A 24,684-nucleotide genomic window follows, 5' to 3' on the forward strand; every position below is an offset into this window, starting at 1 on the left:
ACTAGATCCGCAATTAGTTCCCATTGATCGTCGGTTAAGCAATGCCGCCCCACCATGATTACCTCCTCCCTTTCGTTCGAACTAACTTACCTCTCATTCGTACGAAATAACGGGCAACATGGTTTTCAGACAGAGCCTAGGAGAGATGGTCGCCGATGTCTACTGGGAATACGACTTTCACGCGCCCACCAAAAAGTATCTTGGCGATTCACACGGTATTCACCACCTCATTGGGCTCTATTGGGCGCACGACGATCTATGTGATCGCCCACATGAAGTCTCACTCAATGGAAAATACGGCGATGAGGCAATTGCAGAACTCGATGTTGAGATCGTTCGTGCTGCCAATACGTGGATGACGGACTGGAGCGGCAAAGGCTAGTGGCGGTTCGGCGGCGTCCAACATTGCATGGTGGCAAGGTGGCTGCGCCATCGCCGCTTAGCCATTCAAACACTGTCCTATTTGTTACAATGACTGGCGGTTTGAAGCTGTAACCTTCGTTTAGGTGCGGCGACCACCATGCAACCCGTTGGCCGACACAGTGCACCCTCGAGAATTTGATGGATAATGAACGCGTATTCATAACACTCCTTCAGCATGCGAAAAACAACGACCGACATTCAGTCGACACTCATGCTGCATTCTAGCGAGGAGCCGGTTTGGCTGCCTAAGGCCCGGCAGAAGCTTTCAAATTTGAAACACGTAAGATATCTTTGCTCTGATAGCAACGGCTCTCCACGCGTAGCCGCGTCTGTCAATATAAAGTCAGCTGCTTCTGTTCCCATGTCATCACAGACCACGAGCTCTGGCGTCCCAAACAACTGCTCAAGCCCGTGCCCAACGCCAAGCTTGTCGATAATTGCAAAAAACGTATCATCATCCCAAGCGGATTCGTCCGCATAGCACGCTGCGCCTTTCTCGGACGCCACTGTTGACAATGAAGGCGACGTTTCAATCGTTCTGAGGAGTCCGAACTGGTTGTCGTCGTAGTTGTTTCCGAATTTGAGCGTCGGTGAGTAGAACGCGCCCATCGTGTAGAAGCAGCCTTCACTCTTTGGAATGACTCTAAATGACTGACCATGATTCGGGAAACGAACGACTCCGTGCGTCAGTGATGGATCATCGGTCGTGTATAGCCCTTGAAGATTGGGAGAGTCGATGCGGTACCGGTTCTTGGTAGCGTCGAACGCGACAGTTCCGACGCAATCCTTTCCGTTCGCTTTGAAATCAAACTTGCCGCTCGTTACGTCGCAACATGCATCTTCAATCAGTAGCGTTTCACCGGCAATGACACCGTCTCCCTCATCGGTGACAAATCGGTCCTGTATCTCACCTAGGTCCAAGAGAATGCTTACCGGTGTGGTGTCTTTGGGAATGGTGGTGTTTGCCGCAAATCGAGAGAACTCACCGACAGACCTGTTACCGGAGGCGAGGACGGAGGTGATGTCGTTTAGCCATGCGATGTAGTCGTCAAGCGAGCCTCGACGCTCAGATGAGCCAGTAACCTTTCCGTGCTGAAAACCGACATATTGGCGGACGAAATCCCCGTTCCTTTCGCTATATTCTTGAACCGTTCGACAGACAAAGGAGTGGTCGTCAAACGTCGGAACAGTTTTCGCGATGTTTGCGGCCCTCACGGCTCGGACGCGAATCCCACGGAGGCCGAGATTTGAATTGCGTAAGCTGACAGAAGTCAGGCGTGTATTTGCAGATTGCTCAAACAGTTTGCGCAACTCATTTGTTGGCACAGGTGTCGCATACTCGTCCATCGGAACGGGCATCGATCCGCCGCTGTCGAAGCAACAAAGGTAGTCGCCGCACTCCCGAATGACCGTGGCACCGAATTTGCATTTAATGAACGCCGTTGACCGAAGTAGCGGGGAATTGGAAAACGTCAGATACAAGAACGCGGCGGTCGTATTGTTAATCTGATGCAGCCGATAGTCACGATTCTGCTCAGCGAACTCGGCATCAATGTCGTCGCACATCTCATTCAGCGAAAAACCGGCATTTTTACAATAAACGTTGGCTGTGCATGGCAAGAGAAGTTTATCTGCGGCGTCAATCGAATCGAGTGTGAATGCAGTGCGGAAACGTCCAGCGAGGTACACGACATCTGGCTGGGCTTTGGCCAGTTCGTCAAGCATCTTCTTGCCGAAGTCTGCTACGGTGACGCCTTCACGCTGAACTAATTCATCGAACTTCATAAAACCATCCCAAAGTTCTTTTTGATGACCGTTGGAATGATCGAGAACGTGCGCGGTCGTGCCCGGTGTGCGTGAAGGATTTCGGAGTTCCCGACCGATCTGCTGTACCAGAGCACGGGTTGTCCGCAATTCCTCGTAGCAAGCCAATAGTTGAAATCGCGGGTCATCAATTCCTTCGAGAAGTTTGAATTGATGAACCCAGAAGACGGCGGCTTCATTGGGCGGATTCGGGACAGACTTCCGTTGACTTGGTTGATTGGCTGGGTCGTCGCTGAAAGTCTCATGGATCAGGACGTGCGATTTGCCGCGAGCCTGCAGCACGGCTCCGATCTGGCATATCGTGTCAGCAGAATCGCAGCGAATGATTAACCGGCGAGTTGTCTTCGTTCACGCAAAAGGGACATCCGGTGCCCACAAGCTCTACGCTGCCAGTCCTTTGCAGGAAGTCTGTGGGCAAGCAACTAAGAATGTCAAATACCTAGCTAGATTTGGGAGTGATGAACCTCCTAATATGAGAAAGTGGCATACGTGGAATTGGCAGTCGCCGCGATTTACACAAGGGAAAGTCGCAAACCGCATTCGCAGAAGCCTGGCAGGTGCCTAGCTGGATCCGCAAGGTTGGATGTCGATGCAGACTAGTTTTGGATCGGCGATGCCGTGTCCGCGCTGCGTCTTCTTGATCTTCTCCCATTGGGTCGTCACACCGGTTGAGCCGTTTTGGCCGTAGCCGTGTCGACGTCCCGAGGTTATCCAGCTTTCGTTGTCGCTGACCAGTACATGCCCGCGAAGCGCTGCTTCGAGTATCGCGTATTAGCTTCAACGAATGGCAACGAGCAATCGCCTCATTCCTCGCCTTTTGCGACTTGTATGCAGCTGGCTCATTTTCGAGCTTTGCCTTTCCAGCCTCCGATTGGACGATCTGATGTTGCAACTCATCGATTGTTATCCCTTTGTTCGGTATCGGCTCGTTTCCACCATGTGTTGCGGGTGGCTTTATTTTTCGCGTTTCACCGGCACGGGACGACCGTTGGGGCGTTCTTCAGTGGTCGCATCGTCATTGCGAGGCGGGGCAGTCGCCTGCCGACGGGGCAACAGAAGCAGCGGAGTCTTCTCACCAAATCGCACGGTCAAACCGCCGAGCGTTTCGACCTCTTGTCCACCAATGTGCTGCTGGACGAATGTGGCCAGCCCGAGTGCCTGACGATCCGGTCGGCGAATGCGGGCAACGATCGGGATCTCCTGCCCAGCTTGCAACGCGAAGTTCTCATCAAGGCGGATCGCCGATCCGTTTTCCTCGGCATTCTTTACCTCAACTTCCCAGCCATCGGGCGCTATCACCGTCAAGCGAGACCGGATCGATTCGGTCGTAGGATTTCGTAGAAAGAAGCCGACCAGCGTCTCAATCTCCTCAAGGTTGGGTTGTAGTACGAGATTGCGATGCGTGACGTTGTTGTCGCGCGGGGTGATAAAGTCTGGAACAAATGAGTCTCGCGCGAGCTGCGAGACGGGATCCTGCGGTGAATTCACAACCGCCAGCACGCAGAAGTGCTGAAACGCCGGCTGATTAGGATCGAGTGAAGGGGCCTGCCAGAGGAATTGCGCGATCTGAGCAGCATCTCCTCCGCCTACCGTCGAGCTACCGCTGTACGCCACATCGGCCAGCGGCACCTTGTCGATCGGACGCCATGCGCTGGTATCGGCAGAGTCCTCTGGGAAGCGGGCCCAAAAGTCAGTGGGAAGCGCCGGGAGACTTGTTCCGGCGAAAGCCCATTGGAGTTTGACGATAGCCTGATCGACGGTCAGCGGACCGCGATTGCGGACACGGACATAGACGCGGTTCCCAGTTGCGGCTCGGGGGTCTTCATCGATCAGCGTTTCAAAAGCGGCTGATGTCGTCGGCGAACTTTGAAACGGCGGAGCGTCCACTTTGATATCCACGCTGTGCCAGTGAGGGATGAACTGGCGGGTCGGCTCAAAAGCCGTATTGCTCGGCTGCTCGGTGTTTCCCCAGTCGAGTCGGTTATCGCGAATCATCAAATCGTATCCCCCGCGACCGCCGCGATGCCGCGCAGCAACCGTGCGCACCGCTTCGAAGGCATTCACGCGCCCGTAGCCGTGCGTGGCGTGACCATCCGCCGGCTGGCTAAATCCGTCAGCGGTCCGGTAGTGTCCTGTCGAATCTTCTACGCGGTCGGCCGTATCCTGTAACAGTTGTTGGACTTGGAGTCGTTCTAGGCAAGGGGACTCCGCGAGCACCAGGGCAGCGATGCCTGCGGTGATCGGCGTGGCTGCCGACGTGCCCCCGAAATCGAAACGGTAGTTTCTTGTCGGATCCGATCCTTGCCCCTGGATGGCGGTCGTGGTAATCCCCAGCGTTCCTGTTCCCCCGCTGGCGCGTGTGGGCCCCAAGACGTCCATGCAGTTGCCGAACCCGCTGAAATCGAAGCGATCACGATTGCTCGCACGGCTAACGGCGATCACGCTATCCAAAGAGGAGATATCGGGCCGATTCCCGATGCAATCATTGACATTCGGGTTGTTCATCGCGAACAGCACGACGCATCCGCGACCGCTGCGTCCACTCGTCGCGGCGTCATCAATGCCCGTGATAACGAGTGGGTTTACTGCTGGTGAGATGGAGTATCCCCAGCTGTTTGTAATGATATGCGCTCCCATACGGCGAGCATAATCAAATGCTTCGGCATCTTTGTCGTCCCCAGAGCCGAGAGTCAGTAGCATAAGACGGCACAAAGGAGCACTCCCGCTGACGCCCTCGTTATTATCGCCCCGGGCACCGGCACAACCGGCCACAGCCGTCCCATGATCAGGGAACGGACCTGGTCGAAGATCGCCATTGTCAAAGGTGAAGTTCCAACCGTGGATGTCGTCAACGTATCCATTGCCATCGTCGTCAATACCGTTCCCTGGGACCTCGCCGACGTTTGTCCACAGGTTCGGTAGCAGGTCGGGATGCTGGTCATCAAAGCCACCATCGATGACGGCGATGATCACGTCCTGACTACCACGTGTGATTTCCCATGCCAGCGGTGTATCAATGTCCGCGTCGGGCGTGCCGCCATTCTGGCCCGTGTTCTGATGATGCCACTGACGGTCAAACAAAGGGTCATTGGGGATCTCCTGGCGGTATTGTCGAAGACGGTAGAAGTTCGGTTGCGCGACGACAACCATTTCGTTGCCGTTCAATCGATCCACCACCTGCACTGCGTCCTGGGGTGTACCGTCTTTCACTCGGGCGGTAAGCTGATTTCTGCGAGATGGATTCTCCCGCACCACCTCTAGTGAGTATTCTGCCATCAACGGGCGGATCTGTTCCTGCGTCGCGGTTGGCGCGAAGCGGACGAGAATTTCGTTGGGCAGCACCATCCGCTCTTCCGCTCCGGCGAGACGCACGACGAGACCGCGTTTGGGCTGGTCCTTGTCATCCCGGCCGTCGGGCCGGCCCTGCATCCGCTCCACCGCCTGCATCATTTTCGGGAAGTTCTGCTCGTCGGTCCCTTTGAGAATAAAGATGCCGTCGCGAAAAAACTCGACATCCGAAGCACCTTGGTCCGTCAGCGCGGCACGAAACTCGGCCCTTTTGTTCTCGGTCATGCCCACCTGAGCTGTCACAATGCCTACTTGACCCGGCACAACTTCCAGCACGACGGCCTGATTACTGATGGTATATCGCAAACTCTCAGGCTCTTGCGACAGGCATAGGCCTGACCGATCCCCGGGTTGTACGATGGCTGTGATCGTGAAGACGAGGACAGACGTAACTGAAACTCGCAACCAGTGACGCATTTTTTGGTGTATCATAACCTGCTCCCCTGTTCCTAAAAAAGATTGTTCAGCTGTTGCTCGCCTCAGCATCGGTAACCACTTGCTGTCGCTGCCGCGTAATTGTCGGTGATCCTGCACGGGGTTATCGTCGCGACACCGTGACCCTTCCGCCTTGAAGCTATACCCGCTCAGACACGCTGCCACGGAAGCCTGCCGGAAGCCAATCGCGTTGGAATTACGGCTCGAAATCCGCAACCCCGGCCGATCGACAAAATCGGACACCATAGTTCTTGTGCTCCACACGGTCCGCAAGCGGCCTTCCCGAAATCAGCCACCGCCGCCAAGCCGTCAAATAGTCGACATCGGTGAGGTGATCTCCGCCGCGAAGAATCAGGCGGTTCCCACCGATGTGCCTCGCGAGTGCTACCGGACCGGTGTCACAGAATACGGTGTCCATCTTGGTCCCGGGAGGCTGCGAGCTATCAGCGTTGCCCAGGCACACCTCCGAAAGGTTGCCGTGTATATCGAGTAGGCCGAACGGCGAGGGCCACTTTTCCATACGGACCGGTTGCTTCACTGAACGGCGAGATACAAATCGCTCGACAGGACCGGCTTGTCCCGGACGCAACGCTAAGTGAAATCCTATGAACGAGGCCTCTCGTGAGTGACAACGGGCGGCATATTCCCATTCTGGCTCAGTCGGCAGACGAAACCCGGTATGGTTGTCATCGACGCCCGCATGAACGCTCAGATAGCGGTAGCCTGGCCGAGCGGTGGCAATTTCGGCGGTCCAAAAGGGAGGATCGATACCGGACGACTGACTGAGTTTATTGTTGCACTGTTGCAGCTCCACCAGCCATTGCGGATCGCGGCCAATGTAGGGCGAGAACGCACAGTCGCTCGACGGCTCGGGAAGGAATCCCAGATCACGCTTCTCGTTCAACGTCACGCTCAACAGTGATTGAAACAGGTTGATGGACATCTCTGCATCGCAGAGCAGATAACCGTACTGGATGCAGTGGGTATGTGCTTCGATGGCACCGCCCGAGACGTCGGGTCCGCCCATTCGAAATCCGCTCGACTGCGGGACAGGCGGAAAATAAATTGCCGTCACACTTTCTGGCCTGCCGATTCCGGGATCAATCGGTTCGACCGTATACTCGATCCATTGCCGGTACTGGTTCCACTTTTCTCGCAGCTTGGCGTTATCCGAACGCGGATATTGGATCTCGAACTGCAGCGAAGCCGGGTTCGCCGTACCAGCGTTCTGGACCGCGACGCCCGCTGCTTGAAGGTCCTGCAGCAACACGCGACTGGCCGCGTGAACCCCGGGATCAAAATGCAGCTGTCCGCAGGCACGCAGCCACAAGGGAAGCGGGACGCCTTCTATCGTCAATTCGGAAATGTCTTTTGCAAAAGAGGTATCGCGATGTTTGTCGTCCCTCAGTTTGGCGTCGATGGCTAGCAGAAGTGAGTACTGCAGTAGATGAACACTGTCCAGCCTTTCATCAAACAGGAGCTTGCCGTCTTGCGCTGCCAGCTCCTCGATCAGCGTTTGCCGCATCTGCGCAGCAGTTTCCAGCAAAGACGCAAGCAGCTTCGGTCGATCGCCCAGCCACTGAGGAAGAAGATCGAGAGTCTGGTTCCGTAAAGTGGGATGCCGATAGTCTGAAAGCATCGACTGAAGCTCCTCCCTGTCACCCATACGTGCAAGCGCAAGAGCGCTCACGCATGCTTGGTACACCGGCCCGATCAGTTCGTCTGGACTGGACGCCGCCGAATCTTGATAGATGGCTACCCTCGCCTTGGCATTGGCAATGCTGTTTTTCAGCTTGGGCCGAAGCCAACTCTTTGTGTGCCCGTTCCATTGGTCCAGCCCGGCTGCGGCGTCGGGACTATATCGGTCGGTCAGTTGCTGGTGCCGGGTCGATGCCCACCACTGGCTACCCCCCACGTAAAACAAGACAGTCAGAAGCAGCATGAGAATTGCTGTCCAAACGACTTTGGGCGTCAGCGTTCCCTCGTCCGTGTAGTCTAGGAGCGACTGCTGGGCAGAGCGACTGTAGAGCGTGATCGACAACTCGCCTTCGCCTGTTCCCACGTCACGAAGTGCCCGCGCCAGCGCCACCGGTGCTGACGCATGTTTGGCAAGTTCCTTGTACAGACGTCGGCTGACTTTGCTGGCTGCTTGAATTTCGACGGGGCCTCGCATGGCAACGACGCAAGGAATGCCGCATCTTTCGATTAGGTTCTGTGCGAAGCCGCCGACGGAGAGTGGGCCATGTCCGGACTCGCACACAAACAGCACCAGCAGGATCGGAAGACCGGGATCGGCAACCATTTGCGACAACGCCTCGATGACTTCCTCACCGCCGACCAGCTGCAGGTTGCCCTGCGGATTGGTCAGCAGCAACCCGAGTTCGCCCTCGGCCTGTTGTTGGCCGTGGCAGATCAGATGGAGCACGGCGTACTGTTTACCTGGTTCCCGCTGTTTCAGCTCCTGTACCGCTTGCGTCCAGATTTCGCACGGCTCCTGAGGCGTCGAAACGATTTTTTTCTCTGCGTAGAAACGATGATTTACGAAGGGCATCCATCGAGTCACACCCACCCGGCATCCGTTGGGGACATCAGCGGAGGCTGCTTTGGCGACGAACGGCGAAAATCTCGCGGGATCGACGTCCTGTGGGCAGCCGGATACGACCAGGCTGCGAAGCCTGTCAGACTGGATACGCCGCTCATAGGTAACGTCGGTGCCGATGTGGAGACTGAGCGTTGTCCGCGAATCACGCGACAGAAACACCATCTGGCCGCCGCTGCTTAGCGGCCCGCATAGCCATTCCCACCGAAGCCGTCCCAGTGTGGGCTCGTCGGCAAGATGCAAGATCAAATGCAATGGCTGCGGCTCGGCACTCCTCACGGCGGCCAAAAAGAAGTCTACGAGCCCGCTATCGACAAAGATCGCCCTGCCCAAAAGCGTCCCATAGTCGTGAGGTTCGGTTTCCAGGTGCAGCAACTGACGGATCTCTAGCGTTGTGAGCTGGCTCTTTTCAAACCGCTGTGCCGTGGCCGCATTCCAGTGCTCCGCGCGAACCCGCACCTGCCGCGCCGCGGCCGATGCATCCTGTGCACCAACGAAGTGCAGATTGAGTCGCAGATAACTGGGTTCCGGTTGCTTTCGTCGCATTGCAGCATTACTCGTTCTGTCGGTTAGCCAGGATGGCATATGCTTGCAGCAGTAGGCGTTTGATCTGACCGCGTTCTTCTTCCGTGGTAGGAGGCGAGGTATACGTCTGAAGCGCTTCCAAGATGGCGACGAAGTTTTCGTCGACGACCGTTTCGCTTCGCGTTCGTTGTTCTTGACGATACTCCTGTATCTGACGTCGAACGGGGATCAACACGCGGACACAGACCCATCGGCCACGGATGCAACGTCGCTCCCAACGCTCAACGAATTCCGTGACCTCACGGACTACGGGAACCTGGACGGCATAGGTTCGCATCACCGGTTGCACTCGCTGACCTTGTAACGCAGAGGCGAGTTGCACCCCTGACACCTGATCGAGCAGGTCCAACGAGTTTTCGATTGCTTGCAAGGGTGTTTCGCCCTGCAAAAGCGAGACTAGCGTGGTGGCGGAAGGATCACCGCCGCGACGCTGCACAAGCCATTTCATGGCCACCGAGAGGTCGCCAGCAGAGAGCTCAGCCGCTTTCGCCTTCAACTTCTTTCCCGAGGCATCCTCAAAGATCAGTCGGTCGCCTTCCTGGGCTAAGAGTGAGGCGCGAGCGTGCTGCCCAGAACGCGACTCCCAAACGCGACTTTCGGCGACCCGGTTCCCTTCGACGGAACCGCGCTCGGAGGCGTTCACTGAGAGCGTCGTGCAAACGATGGCGATCCAGCATATGAGCGTCTTCATGATTTCTTCTCCCGGAAGCGTTAGAAACAAGTTAAGTGAAACACCCAAACAAGCCCTGCGTGAATCATTCACGCGCACCGGCGATGGCTGACCAGACCAGGTGGGCGACCTGTTGACGCGTGATGTCGCTGTGATGGCGGATCACTTGGCTGGCGTCAACGTTCGTCACGGCCCCGGCGCCCAAGTCGTATGCATCAGCGATAGCGAGCATCGGAGTATCTTTGATTTGAATTCCGGGGCCTTGAATGCCGAACGAGCCTATCCCGCCATACTTGGGATACTCGCCCGGAGTCTCGAATGCGACCGAACGACTTACTCGTGATGCCAGCGGATACCAATTTCCGACAGCGGTGTCGGAAGTGGAGCGGGTGGTGATCACCGGCCCACGTACCCGCGACTCGGCCAACAGACGATGGAAGTATCCTGCGGTGCCGGGGCTGTATGGGATGTCCGCGCAGTAAGACCATAGCGACACCGCACCCTGGAGTAGAACAAGAGCGTCGATCGGCCTCGGCAATGCAGGGGATCCTGACGGGCCTGCGGCGGCGCACGAAACCACGATAGTACCGAAGCTATGGCCGATGAGATGAAACTTGACGTCTCGTCCGGTTGTGGTTTGTTGCAATCGGGCAAGAAGCTGATGCACCGCCCCCTCACCGATGTTCCGGGCGCGGTCTTTCATTTTCCAGTAAGAAAGCGCGCGCAAGGGCGAGAGCAACCGGTCGCGCGTCGAACCTGTGCCGAAGGCGATCTCACCGCCCGGTGTGGTCGTCTGCAGCGCCTCGCGGGACTCTTCGAAGATCGCTCTGGGGTCGAATGGTTCACGGTCGTCACTGGGGCTGCCAGGAATTCCTCGTGCCCCCAGACCGACTGCCGCGTCGAGCTGCAGGTAGGCTTCGGCCAGCTCGGGGCTAAGCTCGTGCACTTCAGCCTGCTGGGCGGAGCTGGTCAATTCCAAAACCCTCCGCAACGGAGCCAGCACCCGCTGGCGTGCCTCTGGCATATCTCCTAAACGCTTGGCGTAGTCTTCCAGAGTCGCAGCCAAGGAGGGTTCTCCAGCTTCCACACCAAATGCCTCCGGCCCAAAGCGCTCATCGCCCCAGGGCTGGCTGGGCCAGTGGAGGCCGACCAGCACTGGTCGGAAACCGGGGCGCACCTTACGCATGTTCTCCCGGTCGACTTGGTTACCAGACATTGCTTGGATCCAAGCGGAGTATTGGCTTCGCGCCGAAGGAATGTCACCCTTCCAGCCGTGGCACATCACGATGACGTCGGTGACTGTCGGATCCGCAACTGCGGCAGTCAGTAGCCGACTGATGCGTCCCGCCGGATGGTCGTCCCGTTCGCGGCCTCCGGAGTCATAAGCCACCAAGAAATAGCGTAGATCGGACCCAGCGACTGTTTCGGGCGGCTGCGCGTCGGTGACCGTTGACGGGGCGTAAGAATTGCCGGGCACCGATGGCGTGGTCTTCGGCAGGACAATCTGATCGAAGGAGGTAAGCTCACGCTCGGGGGGCTGGCCAATGGCGAAGCTTGCAACGGAGCCCGCATCCGCTTCAGCCAGCCGACCGAAATTCAGTTCCGTCAATTGCTCAATTCGCTCAACTGGAACCTGGAAGGTTTTGGCAACGTCCTGGGCTCCGAAGGCGACGACCCGACGTAACAGGTCCTCCTGGTCGACAATGAAGCCTAGCGAGGCCAACTGGTTATTGGGACGCGCCACGACGGCAACTTTCCAGTACCGCTTGGGGATAGGGATCCCCCGATAGATCGGATCCGATGCAGTAAAGATTGGGCCGGTAAAGACAGTCAGTCGCCGCTCCTCGTTTGTAGCCTTCTGCAGGAGATAATCTTCCAGACCCAGCCAAAGATTCTGGCCCTGATTGAACCTTGCGTGTTGTGGAGAGCAGTTCGTGAAATGGAACGTGTCGTCATTGGCACGCTTGGCAAACTTTGTCGTCCTCCCCCATGCCGGGTCCAAGCGACGAACCAGATGTCCGCGGTCCAGGTCGTTTGCCTTGTACAGGTCTTCTCCCACCTGCATCGACTCGGGAACACGGGGATCCAACACCCAGCGATCGCGCTCCCGTCGCGGCCGCTTCGCCAGCTCGCCGTCGATGTTGACGGCCGTGAAATACGCCAGCTTGCGTTTGCCGTTCAGCACGACGCTGTAGTGGTGGTATCGCAGTTCGATATCATCGTCGCCATCCGCACCGCTGACTTTGGCGGCATCCGTAAGCTGTGCTGTGGTTAGCTGCGGTAGGGGCACGCGGCGTGATCCACCGCCGAGGAAGCCGCTGTCGTATCCTTCTCGACTGTCATAGTCCGGGTCGATCTCTACGGCAAAGGCATCTTGGACTGCGGCGTCTCTGTTGAACGATGAGCCATCAGGAACCGCGATCGTGTGCGGACCGAGCGAGACGCTGAGGCGTAAATGCAGAGGCAACGTGATGTTCAGTTCGGCTGCGTCCGCCGCAGGGGCGGATTGTCCAGCTAGCGATGAAGGGGCGGGTTCGGTAGCTTCCGCTGCCATCGGTGGTGTGCGGCGTTGCTGCGACTCTGTTTGTTGCTCCTGGCGAGAGAGCTCACCGGCGGCTATAGGTCCGGAAGTGGGTTCGCTGGGAATGATCACCGGCGTGAATTCGGCACGCGGGCTTCCTGGCGATCCTGCTGGTGCCAAAGGAAGTCGGACCGCGGGATCGCCGATGATTACGTATGATCGCGCATCGTTATTGGCAGTCCACTGCGTTGCCAATGCGTATTCGTCGGCCTGTTTGCGTCCTTCGCGAACGTGTAGGAGTTCCGCCCCCAGGGACGAGGATAAGTCGGCGTAGCGTTGGTTTATCGACTCAAGTGCATAGCCGACCGGGAGGCCCTGCATGAGCACGTCGATCGCATCTTCAAAGCCTTGTATCTGTCGTCCGGCATCCGCCCAAACGATCGAGCATCCCCAGGCTCGTTCCACATGTCCGATCACCGCAAGTGCGCTGCCTGCGGGATGGGACAGCAGACGACGGGGGAGAGCTGCCAAGAAGGGGTGTGGTGCAATCGCCGTCGGCGTACGAAAGGCTTGATGTGCAAAATCATCTAGCCGCGGTGTTCCCGCGCCATAGCAGGCAAAGTGAAAGCTAATCAGTCCCGCCACCTGTGCCGAGTCAGAGATATCTTCGGCTGCGAAGTAGTGACCGCGATCGACCGCTCCGGTGCCTGGACCGGGCCAGTCCTGACATAGCAGCGCGCCTTGGTGCGGCAGTTGCCGGCGATCTCCCACAGGGAATCCCATTCCATGGCTAGCCGTGAACAGCAATGCCGGTGTCTGCTCGCCGCCGAGCAATTGAATAAGTCGCGGTCGTGTCGCATCGGCAGCGATTACCGTTTCAACCGTCCATTTTCCGTCGCTGCCACGCTCGCGTGCCCTCTGCGATAGCGGTTCCAATAACTGGTCGGCACTCAGCGCCGTCGCTCGGTCGCCATTATTCCGCGGCCCGAAAAAGACAGCCTGCCGTGGTAGGGAGAGCTTGCCTGATTCGGCCGCCACGACAGATTGGGCGTATTGAGCGTAATCGTCAATGACGTCGAACCAGATACGCCCGACGGCATATTGGACATCCAACTGATACTGAAAGCGATAGGGAATCGTCTGGGGATCGCCGACGATAAGCAAGTAGTACGGCACCTTCGTCGGGTCGGCGGGCCCCGGTCCCATGCCGTGACGCGTCAAAAATTCATCCTTTGATTCGTCCGCTGCATAGCCATCATTGCCGCGATACTCTTTGTAAAATTCTCCCGCCTGAGATTTACGCAGTTCCAGTAGCGGACGAAGCGCTTGGATCGTTTGGGGCTCAGCGTTCTGAGCGAAAATCACTCCCCAACCTGCCTGGTCCACACTGTCAGGGGCAACGCCAAAGCGGGCACCGAAGGTCTCGATCGCTCCCATTTTTGCGCGGTAGCTGAGTTCACGGAGGTGCCGCGCGTCGGGTGCCTGTGAACGGCGGTTGGAAGGGAACGCAGGGTCGCTAAGAGCGAGGTCGGCAATTTGTCGCGCGCTCTTCGGCGACTCCAAATACTCACCCGTTGCGCCATTGATGCCGTTAAAGAAAAACTCGCCCTCGCTAGGTGTTTCGTCAGTCATGCGAATGCTCTCGATTGAAGTGCCAGTGGAGATAGAAGTGTCTTGCACGCTCGGCTTAGGTGGACCGTCCGAAGATGAACGATCAATATTCGGCGAAGCGGGATCCGCACCTGGATAGGTCAGGTAAGTTCGATCAAAGTCGGCGCAAGCCGAAAATTGCGTTAGCTGGTCGCGCAGATGCGTCGCGAGGGCGATTTCCATTGCCGTTGCTCCTTCGGGGATCATTCGCTGGTGCGTGTACAGCCGCAGACGTTCCACCGTATAGGACAGACCGTCGGTGAAGACTGGCAGTCCACGGACGCTCAATGCGATGAAGGCACGAAGCGACTCCAGATGCTTCCCCTGGCGTGCTAGGTGCTCCCCGCGGATCGCGGCACCATCGGGCAGCCATTCAAACCAGTTCATCAAATTTTCCGTCCACTCGTGCAATCGCTCTAGTTGGCCAACGCGGAGCAAGGTGTACGCACCCACGGCAGCGGCAATGGGGTCGGACTGTTTGGCAGAGAGCAGATTCTCTGCGTCCATCGAATGCGATAAACTGGCTTCCTGCGCTTCGGCGTACATCCCGCGTCCCAAATAGCGAGTCAGTAAATCGGCAGACTTATGAGCAATGCGGATGCCGATTCGGTACACGGGAAACAGGGGCGGCTGGGGGATTAGCAGCGTGATCTCCGGGGGCACCACGTTTGAAGCTATGGGAAGACGCCGGTTTGTCGGCTGCCGGCCCGCCTGCTGAATTTGGCAGGTGAGAGCTCGTTCGCCCACAAAGGCAGTCAAGGGAATATCGACTGCCTGGGGCTGATCAGGTCCTGGCATTTCGGCGGATTCCCACACGGTTTCGGTCCGCTCCAGCGGACTGCCCGCGAATAGCCGTAGCCTTAGGCGTGAAGGCATTGCGGGGTCACGGGAGTCCCGCGACAGACATCGTTCGAGGCTGATTTTCTGGCCCCCTCGTGATGAATACAGGAAGTCTTTTCCTCGCCACGCCGGCCCTGGTCGGCTGCCGGTCGCGGCGTCCCCCCAATCGACACTCGCCATTGAAACGGGACTGGTCGTGAGAGACCCCCTAAGAAAGTGCTGAACCTCAAGGCTCTCAGAAGGTGACTCGTCGCCCGCGTCTGGACGTATCGATACGATGTATTCCTTTCTCTCTTTGACTTCCACGTATACCTGGATCGTCTGCCCGGCTGGCAACCGCGTCGTGATGTAGTAATCACCTGGCTCAACGGCCAGCTCACTCGTCGTTAAGGTCCGTGAAACAAGCCGCATGTCGCTGCTACGCACCTCGATCGGAAGCTCAAGAGCATTCAGCTCAGCGCTGTGAAACTGCGTCTGAAAACGGAGGGTTGCCGTGGGACTGCTCATGGCGTCACTTTCCCGATCAGCTTCCCGCGCGGCGGCAGCAACTGACGAGGTATGGGGCCGGCGTTGACGTAGGGCGGGTCTGCTTCGACTTGCAGCCGATAGATGCCTGCAGGCCACTGCACTTCAAACGGCGGTCCTGGCGGCGTCAGCGGCATCATGCTGAGGTTGACTGCTTCGGTAACACTGATGTGAGCCAAGCTTCGGGCCAAATCAGGATTTATATCAATCAGCACGTCAACCATCGGAGGACCGGCTAGGTTCCTTAGCACGACGTCCCCCGGCATCAACCCGCCAACGGTAAATGTCTGGTCGGGACCCCCGTAAGCATTCCACTCGTCCAAATAGGTCCGCATGGCGTCGGGTAGGCTGCGACTGGTGACTTTCCAGGAGAGACTGCCATCGTCTTCGTCAATCGGTAGCCCGGCCGCCCCATCCAAGCACTTCAGCAAGGTCTCGCAGAACAGACTGAGCTTCGATTGGAAACCGAGCGCTTTCGCCCCCGAAATCGTGGCGAAAAAAATCGGCGCTCGCCGATCATCTTGTCCACTTAGTTCAACCTGGAAGGCCTCACTTGGGTTCGGAGTAGCAATCTTCTGAAACTCCTCTGGCCGCATTCGGCAGGCGTCGATGAAGTACATTTGCTGACGCGCGATTTGCGGCCGGCTTGCCGAGGGGGCCATACCATAAAAAATCGTGTGGATATCCACAGCATGCTGTAACGGTCCACCATACTTTTGTCCGAAGTCCTGCAAAAGGAGAATGGCATCCTCTCGGGACCGTTGGATACCGTGCCCGGCAAAATAAAACCAGGTCATCGAGTCAGGGTCATCAGACGCCGCATCGCGCCAGAGGCCGGCCGCTTCTTGAAAGTCATCCAGGGCCGCCGGACGGAAGCTTCCGGCTGCCTGCGCCGCGGCGAGTTCAGCGTCAGCGGCGACTTCAGCTAGCGAAGGGGACAGCAAGAGGGAGACGTGTCCCAGCGGCGCCGGCAAGCTACTTTCGTTTTCCTGCAGCCACCGATAGAGCCGAAATGCAGACAGGGCTGGCGACGACAGTTTGCGCAGTCCAAACGCTTCCGCTGGCATTGCCTCCGTTTCGGATGGCAGCCTCGGGTACTCGCTGACTCCGGCGATAAGAACATGCAGGCGTTTAGCAGACATTGCGGACGGCGTTAAAGAAGTGGGAAGATGCTTGCCTCTGGATGATGTGTGGCGTTGGCTCGGTGGCTGGGCTTAGCCATGATAGGATCTGACAGCTGCATCGCTACGGAAAGCAATGGGAAGCAACTGGGAAAGATTGTGCTCAGTCGATGTGTTTCGCTATATCCGTTCGACCAACTCCCTGATGACGCCCTCGCCGGTGCGATCGCCGCGGAAGTGAAGCAGCGAAATCTTCTGCTTTCGATCGAGACACTTGAACGTGTCGCTCAGTCGGCGTTTTGGGGCCTTGGAGGTGGCGACCAGATCCCAGGCGAGCTCAGGGCTTATAATGGCTGCACAAGGAGATAGCCATTATGTGCACGAAGCCCCTCAAAGACACGGGCAAAGCGTGACTTCAGTTCACCTATCATTCAAGGCCGACGCGGTGCAGATGCTGCACGACGGCCATACCGCGAGCTCAATCGTAGACCGACTCGGCCTGACACGTACGAACTTGCTGTGCTGTTGGAAGCGAGACGAATTGCGACAATGCGGTCCCGTTGCTTCGTCGTTCGACAGCTGAGTTAAAAAATTAGAAACCAAGCTGAAGAGAGCTGAGCGGTAGCGTTACATCTAAAAACGAAACACTGTCTGTTTTCAGCCGAAGCGATTGAGTAATCGATTCGTCGCGGCTGCAGAGGTGATTGGCGAACTTGTCCTCGAACAAATATGCTTGGATTTCGACGTTGAGCGAGCCAATGCATGCGCCTGCAGCCAACGTGACTGCGAATATCGGAAGTAGCCCGACCAGGAATCGAACCCGGAACTTCTAGTTAGAAGCCAGAGATGATGTCCGTTTCACCATCGAGCCGTTTCAAACAAGCGGAAGGCGAGGGAGTCGAACCCTCATCACCCGAAGGTGGCACGCGTTAGCAGTGCGGCCTGGCAAACCGTATCCGGCTGCCTTCCGTATTGTCGTGGTTCGCTCCGCGAACCAAACGTTATGATCGCGGGGCGATCAACGTCCAAAAGTGATCACGGATGGAATCGAACCATCGGTCTCCTGCTTGTCACGCAGGCGTCTTAGCCTCTGGACCACGCGATCGTTTTGTGAGTAATCGAGACAGGAGTCGAACCTGCAAATTCATTTTAAAAGCCTCTCACGCTTGCCGTTTTGCCTGTTTGCGTGCTCGGCCGATAGTTGCCTTTCACACTGCAAAAGTAGCATCCTGTCCCGTTACTTTCGCGGAGCGAAGGACGACACTGAGTAGCGGGCTCGGGGGTCGTACCCGACGGTCCAGGCTTATGAGGCCCGGATGAGCCTGGCTCACCCGCATCGTTGTTTCACCTTTGAAGGTGAAAGTAGCCAAGGCGAGAGTTGAACTCGCACGCCAATACTGGCACGACATTCTGAGTGTCGTCTGTCTACCGGTTCCACCACTTGGCTGTTTAAATCGAAGTAATGCGGGAGGGAGTCGAACCCTCAAACACGAACGTTTGAAATTCGCCGCTCTGCAGGTTTGCGTACCACAGCATGTTGAATCAGTACTGAGGGCGGGAGTCGAACCCGCAAGCACTTGTTCCTAAGACAAGCGGCTCGCCGTTGGCCTACCTCAGCGTTTGCGAAAAGTGGAGCACCGGGGAGCCATCACGTTAGTTACGAGCATGCCGTTGTTTGCGTTTCCACCGGCAACGAGCTTGATTGGTTTTTCGCGGTTGATGCTGCTTCACAGACCCTTGTTTCATTGAATCACGCGTACTAACCGGTCGCCTAACATGGTTTTTACGCTCAGGCCCTTCGGCACACCTTGGCTCTTTGGCAACGGGCCATGGCCTTGGTACAATTTCCAGTAACTCAACATCGCTCGCTTCGTTTAGGGCTGTGTCGTAAAAACCTTCCGTTAGGCGACCTACCGCAATTTGATGTCCGAGCTTCCACGAGATCGCATCATTGGTTCACGCTTGATTGAGATTGGCCACTCCGCGTTTAGTGAGCCCGAGTTCGTCCAGCAGGGCATCGGCCCTGCGACATTTCGTTCGCACTACTTGCGGCTCGACACCGGCATCGTTCTCGACCTGTTTGTCTTCGAGGTGGCGATTTCGGACGTGGACACTTTCCCAATGCCGGGAGAAACTTCTAGGCTTAGTCCGTCCGCCGTGCTTGGACGCCGCATCTCTGCAATCTGGTCTGACGACACGTCTTCGCCCATCGTAACGTTCGACGACGGTACCTATCTCCGAGATGCCAACGACGGGTGTTACGGAAACCCACTACACGCCGGGCGTATTGCTGACGACTACACACCGCAGCAGCGCGCCGAGTTTGTCGACTATTGGTCGTCGGAATCGTGATTCACCGGTCACCTAACATGTTTTCACGCTAGACCTTCGGAACACCTTCGCTCTTTGGCAACGGGCTATGGCATTGGTACAATTCTCGGTAGTTCAGACTCGCTCACTTCGTTGTGGACGGGGGGCGTAAAAACCTCCCGGTCGCTGATCTGGAGTGTTAAGGCTCGCATTCTTTCGCGGTTTCACTTCCAGAGATTCTGTCATGCCTTCTGCCTCACTTTCTATCGATATCAAAGCGGCGTCTGAAGACGTCTTCGACTTAATTCACAACTACACCCGACGCCTGGAATGGGATCCTTTCTTGCGGGAAGCGCATTTGCTCGATGGCGCAGAAGTCGCCGAAATTGGTGTCGCCTCGCGCTGTATCGCTCGGCGTGCTGTCGGTGGCGCGTCAATGGATACCGTCTACGTCACCTTTTCTCGCCCGACGGTTGCCGCCGTTTCGATGACGCGCGGCCCGTGGTTTCTTTGTTCGTTCGCTGCGTCAATTCGCCAGGATTGCATCGACGATGGTATTGTCCGCGTAACCTACCGTTACAACTTCAAGGCGTTTCCACGATTCCTCTCATCGCTGATTGAGCCCGTCGTTCAATTGGTTTTTCGCAGGGAAACGTCACGGCGTCTGTCAGCACTTAAATGTTTCGTTGAACGCGGCTAGCCAACATAGCGTCTGCCGCAGAAGCACTTCGTGCACGCCTTCGTCTTTCATTCAACGGGCGGTCACGTAAAATGACTGTTAGTTTGCTCGGCGTGATCCGCTTCGATCAGGGGCGGCGCCGGCAATGCTACCCGTTGTGCGTCTCAGGCTGATGGTTTTCGTAGTGGCGGGGAACACCTTCGATCGGTTGCCATTGGAACACCGTTGGACGCGCGGTCGTCGTGTTGGCGGTTTTTGATTGCACCACGAATGACGCGAAAACGAACCAAATCAGAACTTTCGTGTGATTCGTGTCTTTCGTGGTTCAATCCTCGCGCGAGTCGTGTGGACGGCTTGCAGTTTTTTCGGATAGGTGACATTTCCTATCGTTCAAGAGACGCCAACAGGTTCTTACGCAAGGTCGCGGCTTCGTCGTTGGAAAATCTTTCAGCCCTTTATGTTGCTCTCTTAGTTTACGTCGTCTGGTCGGTTACGCCGCGATCACCTTCGCTCTTTGGCAACGGACGCTGGCGTTGGTACAATTGCTCGGTAGTTCAGACTCGCTCGCTTCATTTAGGGCGGTGTCGTAAAAAACTTCCTTTGTGCGGTCTGAGTCTTGCGAATCTTTAAGCTTCATCCAAAGTTTGACGCAAAAGGCGAAAATCTGACCGCATGGGTGGATGACGGTACCACATTAATGGATTTGCCCCACGACCGCATGGGCTCGGTCGCGGACGATTGGCCAACTGATCTATCGTTTCCCATGGGCGAATCGGGCAACTCAGTTGGCGACATTCTCTTTAATCCAGATGGCTTGATCTTTTCCGAATTGGTTCGCCAAACGCTCGATCCAATTCTCCGCGATACCGTGCAATGGCTGCCGCTAACTGTGCTGCAACACGGAGCACACTACATGCTTCACCCTCTTCGTTCGGTCGATCTAGGCGCGGACTCTGATGTGCACATTAACGGCGTCTCAAAGAATGTTACCGTTGTACGTTCGTACCACTTTGGCTCACCGTCGGATTTGCCTGAATGCTTTATGCTCAATCAACCCGTCGGTTCTGCTGCGAGGAACGGTGGATTCTGCATGCGGGGGATTTACGTCGGTCAAACGGTTCACGACACGCTGGAACGATTCACCGGTGTTGATTTCACACTCGTGTTTGATTCAGACAGCTAGTCCGCGCAGCCGGACAACATGTTTTTTACGCTGGGCCTTCGGCATACCTTCCATATTGGGCAGCGCGGGCTGGCCTTGGTACAATCTCACTTCCACACAGTCACTCGCTTCGTTCAGGGCGGCGAAGTAAAAACCTCCCGTTATGTGCCGCAGTCTAATGAGAATCGACGGTGACGATGACTGCTGGTTCGCACTCGAACCGCTTGAGACCGATCCGATGGGGCGACGTGAAGTCCGCGCGGCTGTCTCGTTCGCTGGTCGTGGATTTGCTGCATCGAACCCATCCGTATGGTTCGGTGGTGATGCCATTGCGTCGTTTCTTGCTGCTTTGCGTCAACTTGATGCTGACCGTGAGGGCATCGCGACAATCGAAACATTGACTCCCACCGAATGCATGCTCAATTTTCACAACTCGGATCGCTTTGGACACCTAATGCTGGACGTTTCCATCACCGCTGCCGTCGGAGTGAAACAATCAACCTGCAACCTTAGTTTTTCATTCGATTCAACGTCGTTCCCTGCAATCGTCAATCAAATGGAAGCCGCACTGGTAGTTTAGCGTTACATAACTTCTTGGGATTTGGGTTCAGCGAGGGACGAGCCTGATTCCAAAACGATGTTCAAAGCGAGCCGCTTCGCGGCGCGAGGTGGTTGGATTGTTAAAGCGACGTCGTTTGTCACTACCAAACGCTAGTGGGGAGTGCAGTTCGATGCATCGCCTTGCCCCTGATGATGTCCTGCAATCAGAGGAATACAGGAAAATGGGTGACAGAAAAATGAAGATGCGGCAATTTGGGGCTGACCATTTTTCTGTCCCTCATCTTCCTGTAAATTCACCTTTGCTTGATTGATCAAGCGATGCTTCACAAGGTCAATTCCTACAGACCGAACTGATTAGCCACCCACAGCACCTTGCCAGCAACAATGGAATAGAATCGGGGTAATCAAAAGCGAGTCTCCAGCGCGGAGTCTCCTTCCCATAAAGCTACGACACCAAGTCGTACATACATCCGTTATTTGCCACAGGTCGTTGGTGCTTCTATGAAGTATTCTGGATCAATCGACCTCGATGCGTTGATTGACCTCGACTCGCTCGTCGCCAACGGTGCCTGTCACTGGACGTTTCTGGCATTCCCAACGTCTACCGTGAACGAGCAGGGAGTCCCATCCGATCCAGACGCTCAGCGATACATCGCTGCCGTCCAATCTTCTGGTGTGCCCGTCGGAATTTGGTGCAACTCACCTGTCGATGGGACCGCGTATGCGGCAGTGACGCATGACGTGATTCCTCTACTTCATCGTGCCATCAAGGGCCTAAATCAGTTTCAAGCGTCGTTTGCCGCAAACTTGAGCGAACGGTTGTTCGCGGAAGCTGGCTCGGGTGGCACATAACGATTTGTGGTCGCTGAGTTTGCGGCATTCATGCCGCAAACGCCTTTCTTTCTTCATTCCAGGCGGACTCTCGTTGTATAATCGTTTAGCTGGCCAACGTCTTTCGCATCGATCAGGGGTGGCGTCGACCGAAAAACTCGTTGTGCGACTCAGCGGTTAACAAGTTTGAGTCTTTGCGGTTTGTCATCTGGAGGCATCACAATGCCTGCAACATCTGTAGAAATTAACATTGGTGCCGACTCTGCGGTAATATTCGACTTGATCCACGACTATTCTTGTCGCCTTGAGTGGGACCCGTTTCTCCGCGAGGCAACTCTTTTGAACGGAGCGACAAGGGCAGACGTTGGCGTCGTTTCTAGGTGCGTCGCGCGCAATGCCGTCGGTGGGCTTGCAATGGATACCGAATACATTACCTTTTTGCGTCCATCCGTCGCTGCTGTCTCAATGACGCGTGGCCCCTTCTTCCTTCGCAAATTCGCCGCTTCAATTCGCCAGAAGCAGATTGAAAGCAATGTGGTCCGTGTGAAGTATCGCTATTACTTTGAGGCAAAACCTCGATTTCTCGCTTTCATCATCGAGCCAATCGTTGACTTCGTTATTAGACGTGAAACCCAGAAACGGCTGGCTGCTCTAAAATTCTATCTGGAGTAGGGGGCGGATGATATGGTCTTTACGCAAGGTTGCGGCGGTCGTCGCTGGCGAAACGTTCGGTGGGCAAGGTTTAATCGCTTCGGTGGAGTGCAACTCGAGTGCAAGCCGGCGAACGTTTTTGCTGTTTGGCGATGGGCGAAGGCCTCAACGTCGTCGAACGGATTATCGAAATCGAACAGGCGTTCAAAATCACCGTTCAAAATCACCGTTCAAAATCACTGTTGTGTGACAAAGTTTACTCGATTGGAAAACCTTTTATGGCTGCATCTTCTGATGAGGTCCAACGTCGCTGCAACGCTGCAATCGAGGCGATTCGCCGTGTCCACGGAACCGCTGCGGACGAAGAGGGCGTGACGCTTTTCGTTTCGCACCACCTTGACGAGCTCGGTGAGGAGTTCTGGCTGAAACACTGCGGCGTTCCGCGGCCAGAACCGGCACAAGTTCTCGAGATTCTTGTTTTGCAATCTCATTGGAGCGAGGAGGACGATGACGGAATCGACACCTTCGACTTCACCTTGCCGGACGATGTAACGAATTACGTCATCAGCGTTGAATTCGATGACAGTGGAAACGTCTGTGGCGTGTCGATGGAGAGCTGATCGAATACTTGCCGTTCTTTGGGCGTCGCAATCTCCGAGAACGGTTTCGATATTTGATCTTCAGGGGACGAGCCGGTTACCCAGGGCTGATGTTCACGGCGATCCGCTTGGCGGATTCACGCGTGAGATGCGTTCGGCTGAAGGCGAATCAAGACGAGCGATTGTTTCGCCGTTGAGGTCGCATCAAGTCGAAGCCGCGAGTCTCAGGAACGCCCTGTTAGCGGAATCGCAGCAGTCCATTGAGCGACCGGATGATTCGGCCCGCGAGCGAGATCGGGGCGGCTTCGATGCGACTGATAACACTGGAACCAGCCCTGAAATGGATGGGATCGGGCAGTTTGACGGCTGCCCGAACCACGTACGAGGTTGTTGCCGGAGCTTGTTGACGTGTCGCGTTGACGTCGTCCCATCGTGGCGTGTTCAGTTCCGGCGTCCACTGCGATCGCGATATGTCGGTGACGATTCCGTTGAACACCTCTGCCGGATCGGACAACAACGCAATTTTTACCTTTGAACCGAAGGCGATCCGTTGTACTTCGGATTGCGACATCACGATTTCGATGTCCCAGTCTTCGCCCTCGACAATTGACATCAATTCGGTGCCAGATTGAAAATAGCCTTCGCTGTTTTCTGGGTCCGTCGGATAGCCTGACCAACCAACGAGCTGGAACACGTCGTCGTTACCATAGGACGTGGCGGCTGGTCGCCGCGAGCCCGCGATCAACCTCCCGCTGGCGGACGCACGAATGACCAACGCGTCTCGGCGTTCACGGCGTGTTTCTAATTGTTCATTCAGGTCGGCCAGTAACGCCTCGGCCGCCGGCAGTTCGTCGCCGGTTTCCGGAGATTGGTAGCGACGTTGACGAAGCGATTGCACCAACTGGGCTTGAATTTGAACTCGCCCCTGTGCTTTGGCATATTCGTACTGCACATCATGATTGACAAGCGTGGCGATCGTGTCGCCGGGAAACGCATCGAGTCGCTCGAGGATACCGGGCGTCGAGATATAAACGGGAGTCTGTTTGCGAGGCGTGAATCGAGCTGTCGTGGATATCGAGGAAGGCATTGGCCACATCGTCGCCCCGATCAAAATCGAACAAACGCAGACAAAACGCAACAAACGCGTCCACTGGACCTTGGTTCGTCGAGCGGGGTTTTTTAAGAAACGCATTGGTATTTGAAAGAGACTATAGACCATGCCGGCGATCGCAAACACGCACAGCATCCGTCCAAGCGATTCGAGTCCGTAGGGGCGAAGCATCAGTGAGACAAACCACAGAATCAAAAGCGTGAGAGTCCAGCGATACACGGCGGCCAGCGATGCGTAGA

The 24,684-nt window shown here is 56.3% G+C and carries 16 protein-coding genes and 6 tRNA genes; 8 read left to right on the plus strand and 14 right to left on the minus strand.

The window, feature by feature from the left end; all coding sequences use genetic code 11:
- Positions 1-118: 118 nt before the first annotated feature.
- A complete protein-coding gene (locus ABX962_RS06130; protein WP_372717601.1) occupies positions 119-382 on the plus strand; it encodes a hypothetical protein in 264 nt (87 codons plus the stop codon).
- A 239-nt stretch (positions 383-621) separates the two neighbouring features.
- On the opposite strand, the gene ABX962_RS06135 is transcribed toward ABX962_RS06130, so the two are convergent.
- From ABX962_RS06135 to ABX962_RS06190, 12 genes are all read right to left on the minus strand, one after another.
- Positions 622-2,529 carry a hypothetical protein gene (locus tag ABX962_RS06135; RefSeq protein ID WP_372717603.1) on the minus strand — a complete coding sequence of 636 codons (1,908 nt, stop codon included), beginning with the start codon at positions 2,527-2,529 and terminating at the stop codon, positions 622-624.
- Positions 2,530-3,201: 672 nt separating this feature from the next.
- Positions 3,202-6,129: a S8 family serine peptidase gene (locus tag ABX962_RS06140; protein ID WP_372717605.1), complete on the minus strand. Its 2,928-nt coding sequence runs from the start codon at positions 6,127-6,129 to the stop codon at positions 3,202-3,204.
- A gap of 97 nt (positions 6,130-6,226) precedes the next feature.
- Entirely contained in the window at positions 6,227-9,175 is a 2,949-nt protein-coding gene (locus ABX962_RS06145; protein ID WP_372717607.1) for a CHAT domain-containing protein, read from the minus strand.
- 7 nt (positions 9,176-9,182) lie between these two features.
- The gene (locus ABX962_RS06150) at positions 9,183-9,905 is read right to left on the minus strand and encodes a hypothetical protein (protein ID WP_372717609.1); all 723 of its coding nucleotides are present in this window, start codon (positions 9,903-9,905) and stop codon (positions 9,183-9,185) included.
- A gap of 64 nt (positions 9,906-9,969) precedes the next feature.
- Complete coding sequence (locus ABX962_RS06155; protein WP_372717611.1) at positions 9,970-15,402, minus strand: DNA/RNA non-specific endonuclease; 5,433 nt, start codon at positions 15,400-15,402, stop codon at positions 9,970-9,972.
- A complete protein-coding gene (locus ABX962_RS06160) occupies positions 15,399-16,562 on the minus strand; it encodes a caspase family protein (RefSeq protein ID WP_372717613.1) in 1,164 nt (387 codons plus the stop codon). Before ABX962_RS06160 ends, ABX962_RS06155 begins: the two co-directional genes overlap by 4 nt.
- Before the next feature lie 778 nt (positions 16,563-17,340).
- Positions 17,341-17,412, minus strand: a tRNA-Arg gene (locus tag ABX962_RS06165).
- Between the two features lie 12 nt (positions 17,413-17,424).
- Positions 17,425-17,510, minus strand: a tRNA-Ser gene (locus ABX962_RS06170).
- A gap of 63 nt (positions 17,511-17,573) precedes the next feature.
- A tRNA-Val gene (locus ABX962_RS06175) sits at positions 17,574-17,646 on the minus strand.
- Positions 17,647-17,904: 258 nt separating this feature from the next.
- Positions 17,905-17,988, minus strand: a tRNA-Leu gene (locus ABX962_RS06180).
- 13 nt (positions 17,989-18,001) lie between these two features.
- Positions 18,002-18,075 (minus strand) — tRNA-Leu (locus tag ABX962_RS06185).
- A gap of 12 nt (positions 18,076-18,087) precedes the next feature.
- Positions 18,088-18,159, minus strand: a tRNA-Leu gene (locus tag ABX962_RS06190).
- Between the two features lie 305 nt (positions 18,160-18,464).
- Between ABX962_RS06190 and ABX962_RS06195 the strand changes: the two genes are divergently transcribed.
- The 4 genes from ABX962_RS06195 to ABX962_RS06210 all read left to right on the plus strand — a co-directional run bounded on the left by ABX962_RS06195 (position 18,465) and on the right by ABX962_RS06210 (position 21,272).
- Positions 18,465-18,893 (plus strand): hypothetical protein, encoded by a 429-nt coding sequence (locus ABX962_RS06195; protein ID WP_372717615.1) that lies wholly within the window; start codon positions 18,465-18,467, stop codon positions 18,891-18,893.
- Positions 18,894-19,047: 154 nt separating this feature from the next.
- The gene (locus tag ABX962_RS06200; protein WP_372717617.1) at positions 19,048-19,551 is read left to right on the plus strand and encodes an SRPBCC family protein; all 504 of its coding nucleotides are present in this window, start codon (positions 19,048-19,050) and stop codon (positions 19,549-19,551) included.
- Between the two features lie 595 nt (positions 19,552-20,146).
- Positions 20,147-20,713, plus strand: a complete 567-nt coding sequence (locus ABX962_RS06205) for a hypothetical protein (protein ID WP_372717619.1) — start codon at positions 20,147-20,149, stop codon at positions 20,711-20,713.
- A 142-nt stretch (positions 20,714-20,855) separates the two neighbouring features.
- Positions 20,856-21,272 carry a hypothetical protein gene (locus ABX962_RS06210; protein ID WP_372717621.1) on the plus strand — a complete coding sequence of 139 codons (417 nt, stop codon included), beginning with the start codon at positions 20,856-20,858 and terminating at the stop codon, positions 21,270-21,272.
- Positions 21,273-21,403: 131 nt separating this feature from the next.
- Here the strand turns inward: ABX962_RS06210 and ABX962_RS06215 are convergent, their stop codons facing one another.
- Positions 21,404-21,580: a hypothetical protein gene (locus tag ABX962_RS06215; protein ID WP_372717623.1), complete on the minus strand. Its 177-nt coding sequence runs from the start codon at positions 21,578-21,580 to the stop codon at positions 21,404-21,406.
- A 174-nt stretch (positions 21,581-21,754) separates the two neighbouring features.
- Here ABX962_RS06215 and ABX962_RS06220 point away from each other — a divergent pair, with 174 nt between their 5' ends.
- The 3 genes from ABX962_RS06220 to ABX962_RS06230 all read left to right on the plus strand — a co-directional run bounded on the left by ABX962_RS06220 (position 21,755) and on the right by ABX962_RS06230 (position 23,355).
- Entirely contained in the window at positions 21,755-22,105 is a 351-nt protein-coding gene (locus ABX962_RS06220; protein WP_372717625.1) for a hypothetical protein, read from the plus strand.
- Between the two features lie 201 nt (positions 22,106-22,306).
- Entirely contained in the window at positions 22,307-22,756 is a 450-nt protein-coding gene (locus ABX962_RS06225) for an SRPBCC family protein (protein ID WP_372717627.1), read from the plus strand.
- A 257-nt stretch (positions 22,757-23,013) separates the two neighbouring features.
- Positions 23,014-23,355 carry a DUF2004 domain-containing protein gene (locus ABX962_RS06230; RefSeq protein WP_372717629.1) on the plus strand — a complete coding sequence of 114 codons (342 nt, stop codon included), beginning with the start codon at positions 23,014-23,016 and terminating at the stop codon, positions 23,353-23,355.
- A 217-nt stretch (positions 23,356-23,572) separates the two neighbouring features.
- Here the strand turns inward: ABX962_RS06230 and ABX962_RS06235 are convergent.
- A partial coding sequence (locus ABX962_RS06235) for an efflux RND transporter periplasmic adaptor subunit (protein ID WP_372717631.1) occupies positions 23,573-24,684 on the minus strand: 1,112 nt, incomplete at its 5' end.

It is taken from the genome of Novipirellula sp. (genome assembly GCF_041583735.1).
Lineage (GTDB): Bacteria > Planctomycetota > Planctomycetia > Pirellulales > Pirellulaceae > Novipirellula.

Bases quoted from the DNA above. Each gene is read 5' to 3' on its own strand.
- ABX962_RS06160 (WP_372717613.1), bottom strand. From the start codon at position 16,562: ATGTCTGCTAAACGCCTGCATGTTCTTATCGCCGGAGTCAGCGAGTAC.
- ABX962_RS06195 (WP_372717615.1), top strand. From the start codon at position 18,465: ATGTCCGAGCTTCCACGAGATCGCATCATTGGTTCACGCTTGATTGAG.
- ABX962_RS06155 (WP_372717611.1), bottom strand. From the start codon at position 15,402: ATGAGCAGTCCCACGGCAACCCTCCGTTTTCAGACGCAGTTTCACAGC.
- ABX962_RS06220 (WP_372717625.1), top strand. From the start codon at position 21,755: ATGAAGTATTCTGGATCAATCGACCTCGATGCGTTGATTGACCTCGAC.
- ABX962_RS06225 (WP_372717627.1), top strand. From the start codon at position 22,307: ATGCCTGCAACATCTGTAGAAATTAACATTGGTGCCGACTCTGCGGTA.
- ABX962_RS06230 (WP_372717629.1), top strand. From the start codon at position 23,014: ATGGCTGCATCTTCTGATGAGGTCCAACGTCGCTGCAACGCTGCAATC.
- ABX962_RS06145 (WP_372717607.1), bottom strand. From the start codon at position 9,175: ATGCGACGAAAGCAACCGGAACCCAGTTATCTGCGACTCAATCTGCAC.
- ABX962_RS06210 (WP_372717621.1), top strand. From the start codon at position 20,856: ATGTGCCGCAGTCTAATGAGAATCGACGGTGACGATGACTGCTGGTTC.
- ABX962_RS06130 (WP_372717601.1), top strand. From the start codon at position 119: ATGGTTTTCAGACAGAGCCTAGGAGAGATGGTCGCCGATGTCTACTGG.
- ABX962_RS06150 (WP_372717609.1), bottom strand. From the start codon at position 9,905: ATGAAGACGCTCATATGCTGGATCGCCATCGTTTGCACGACGCTCTCA.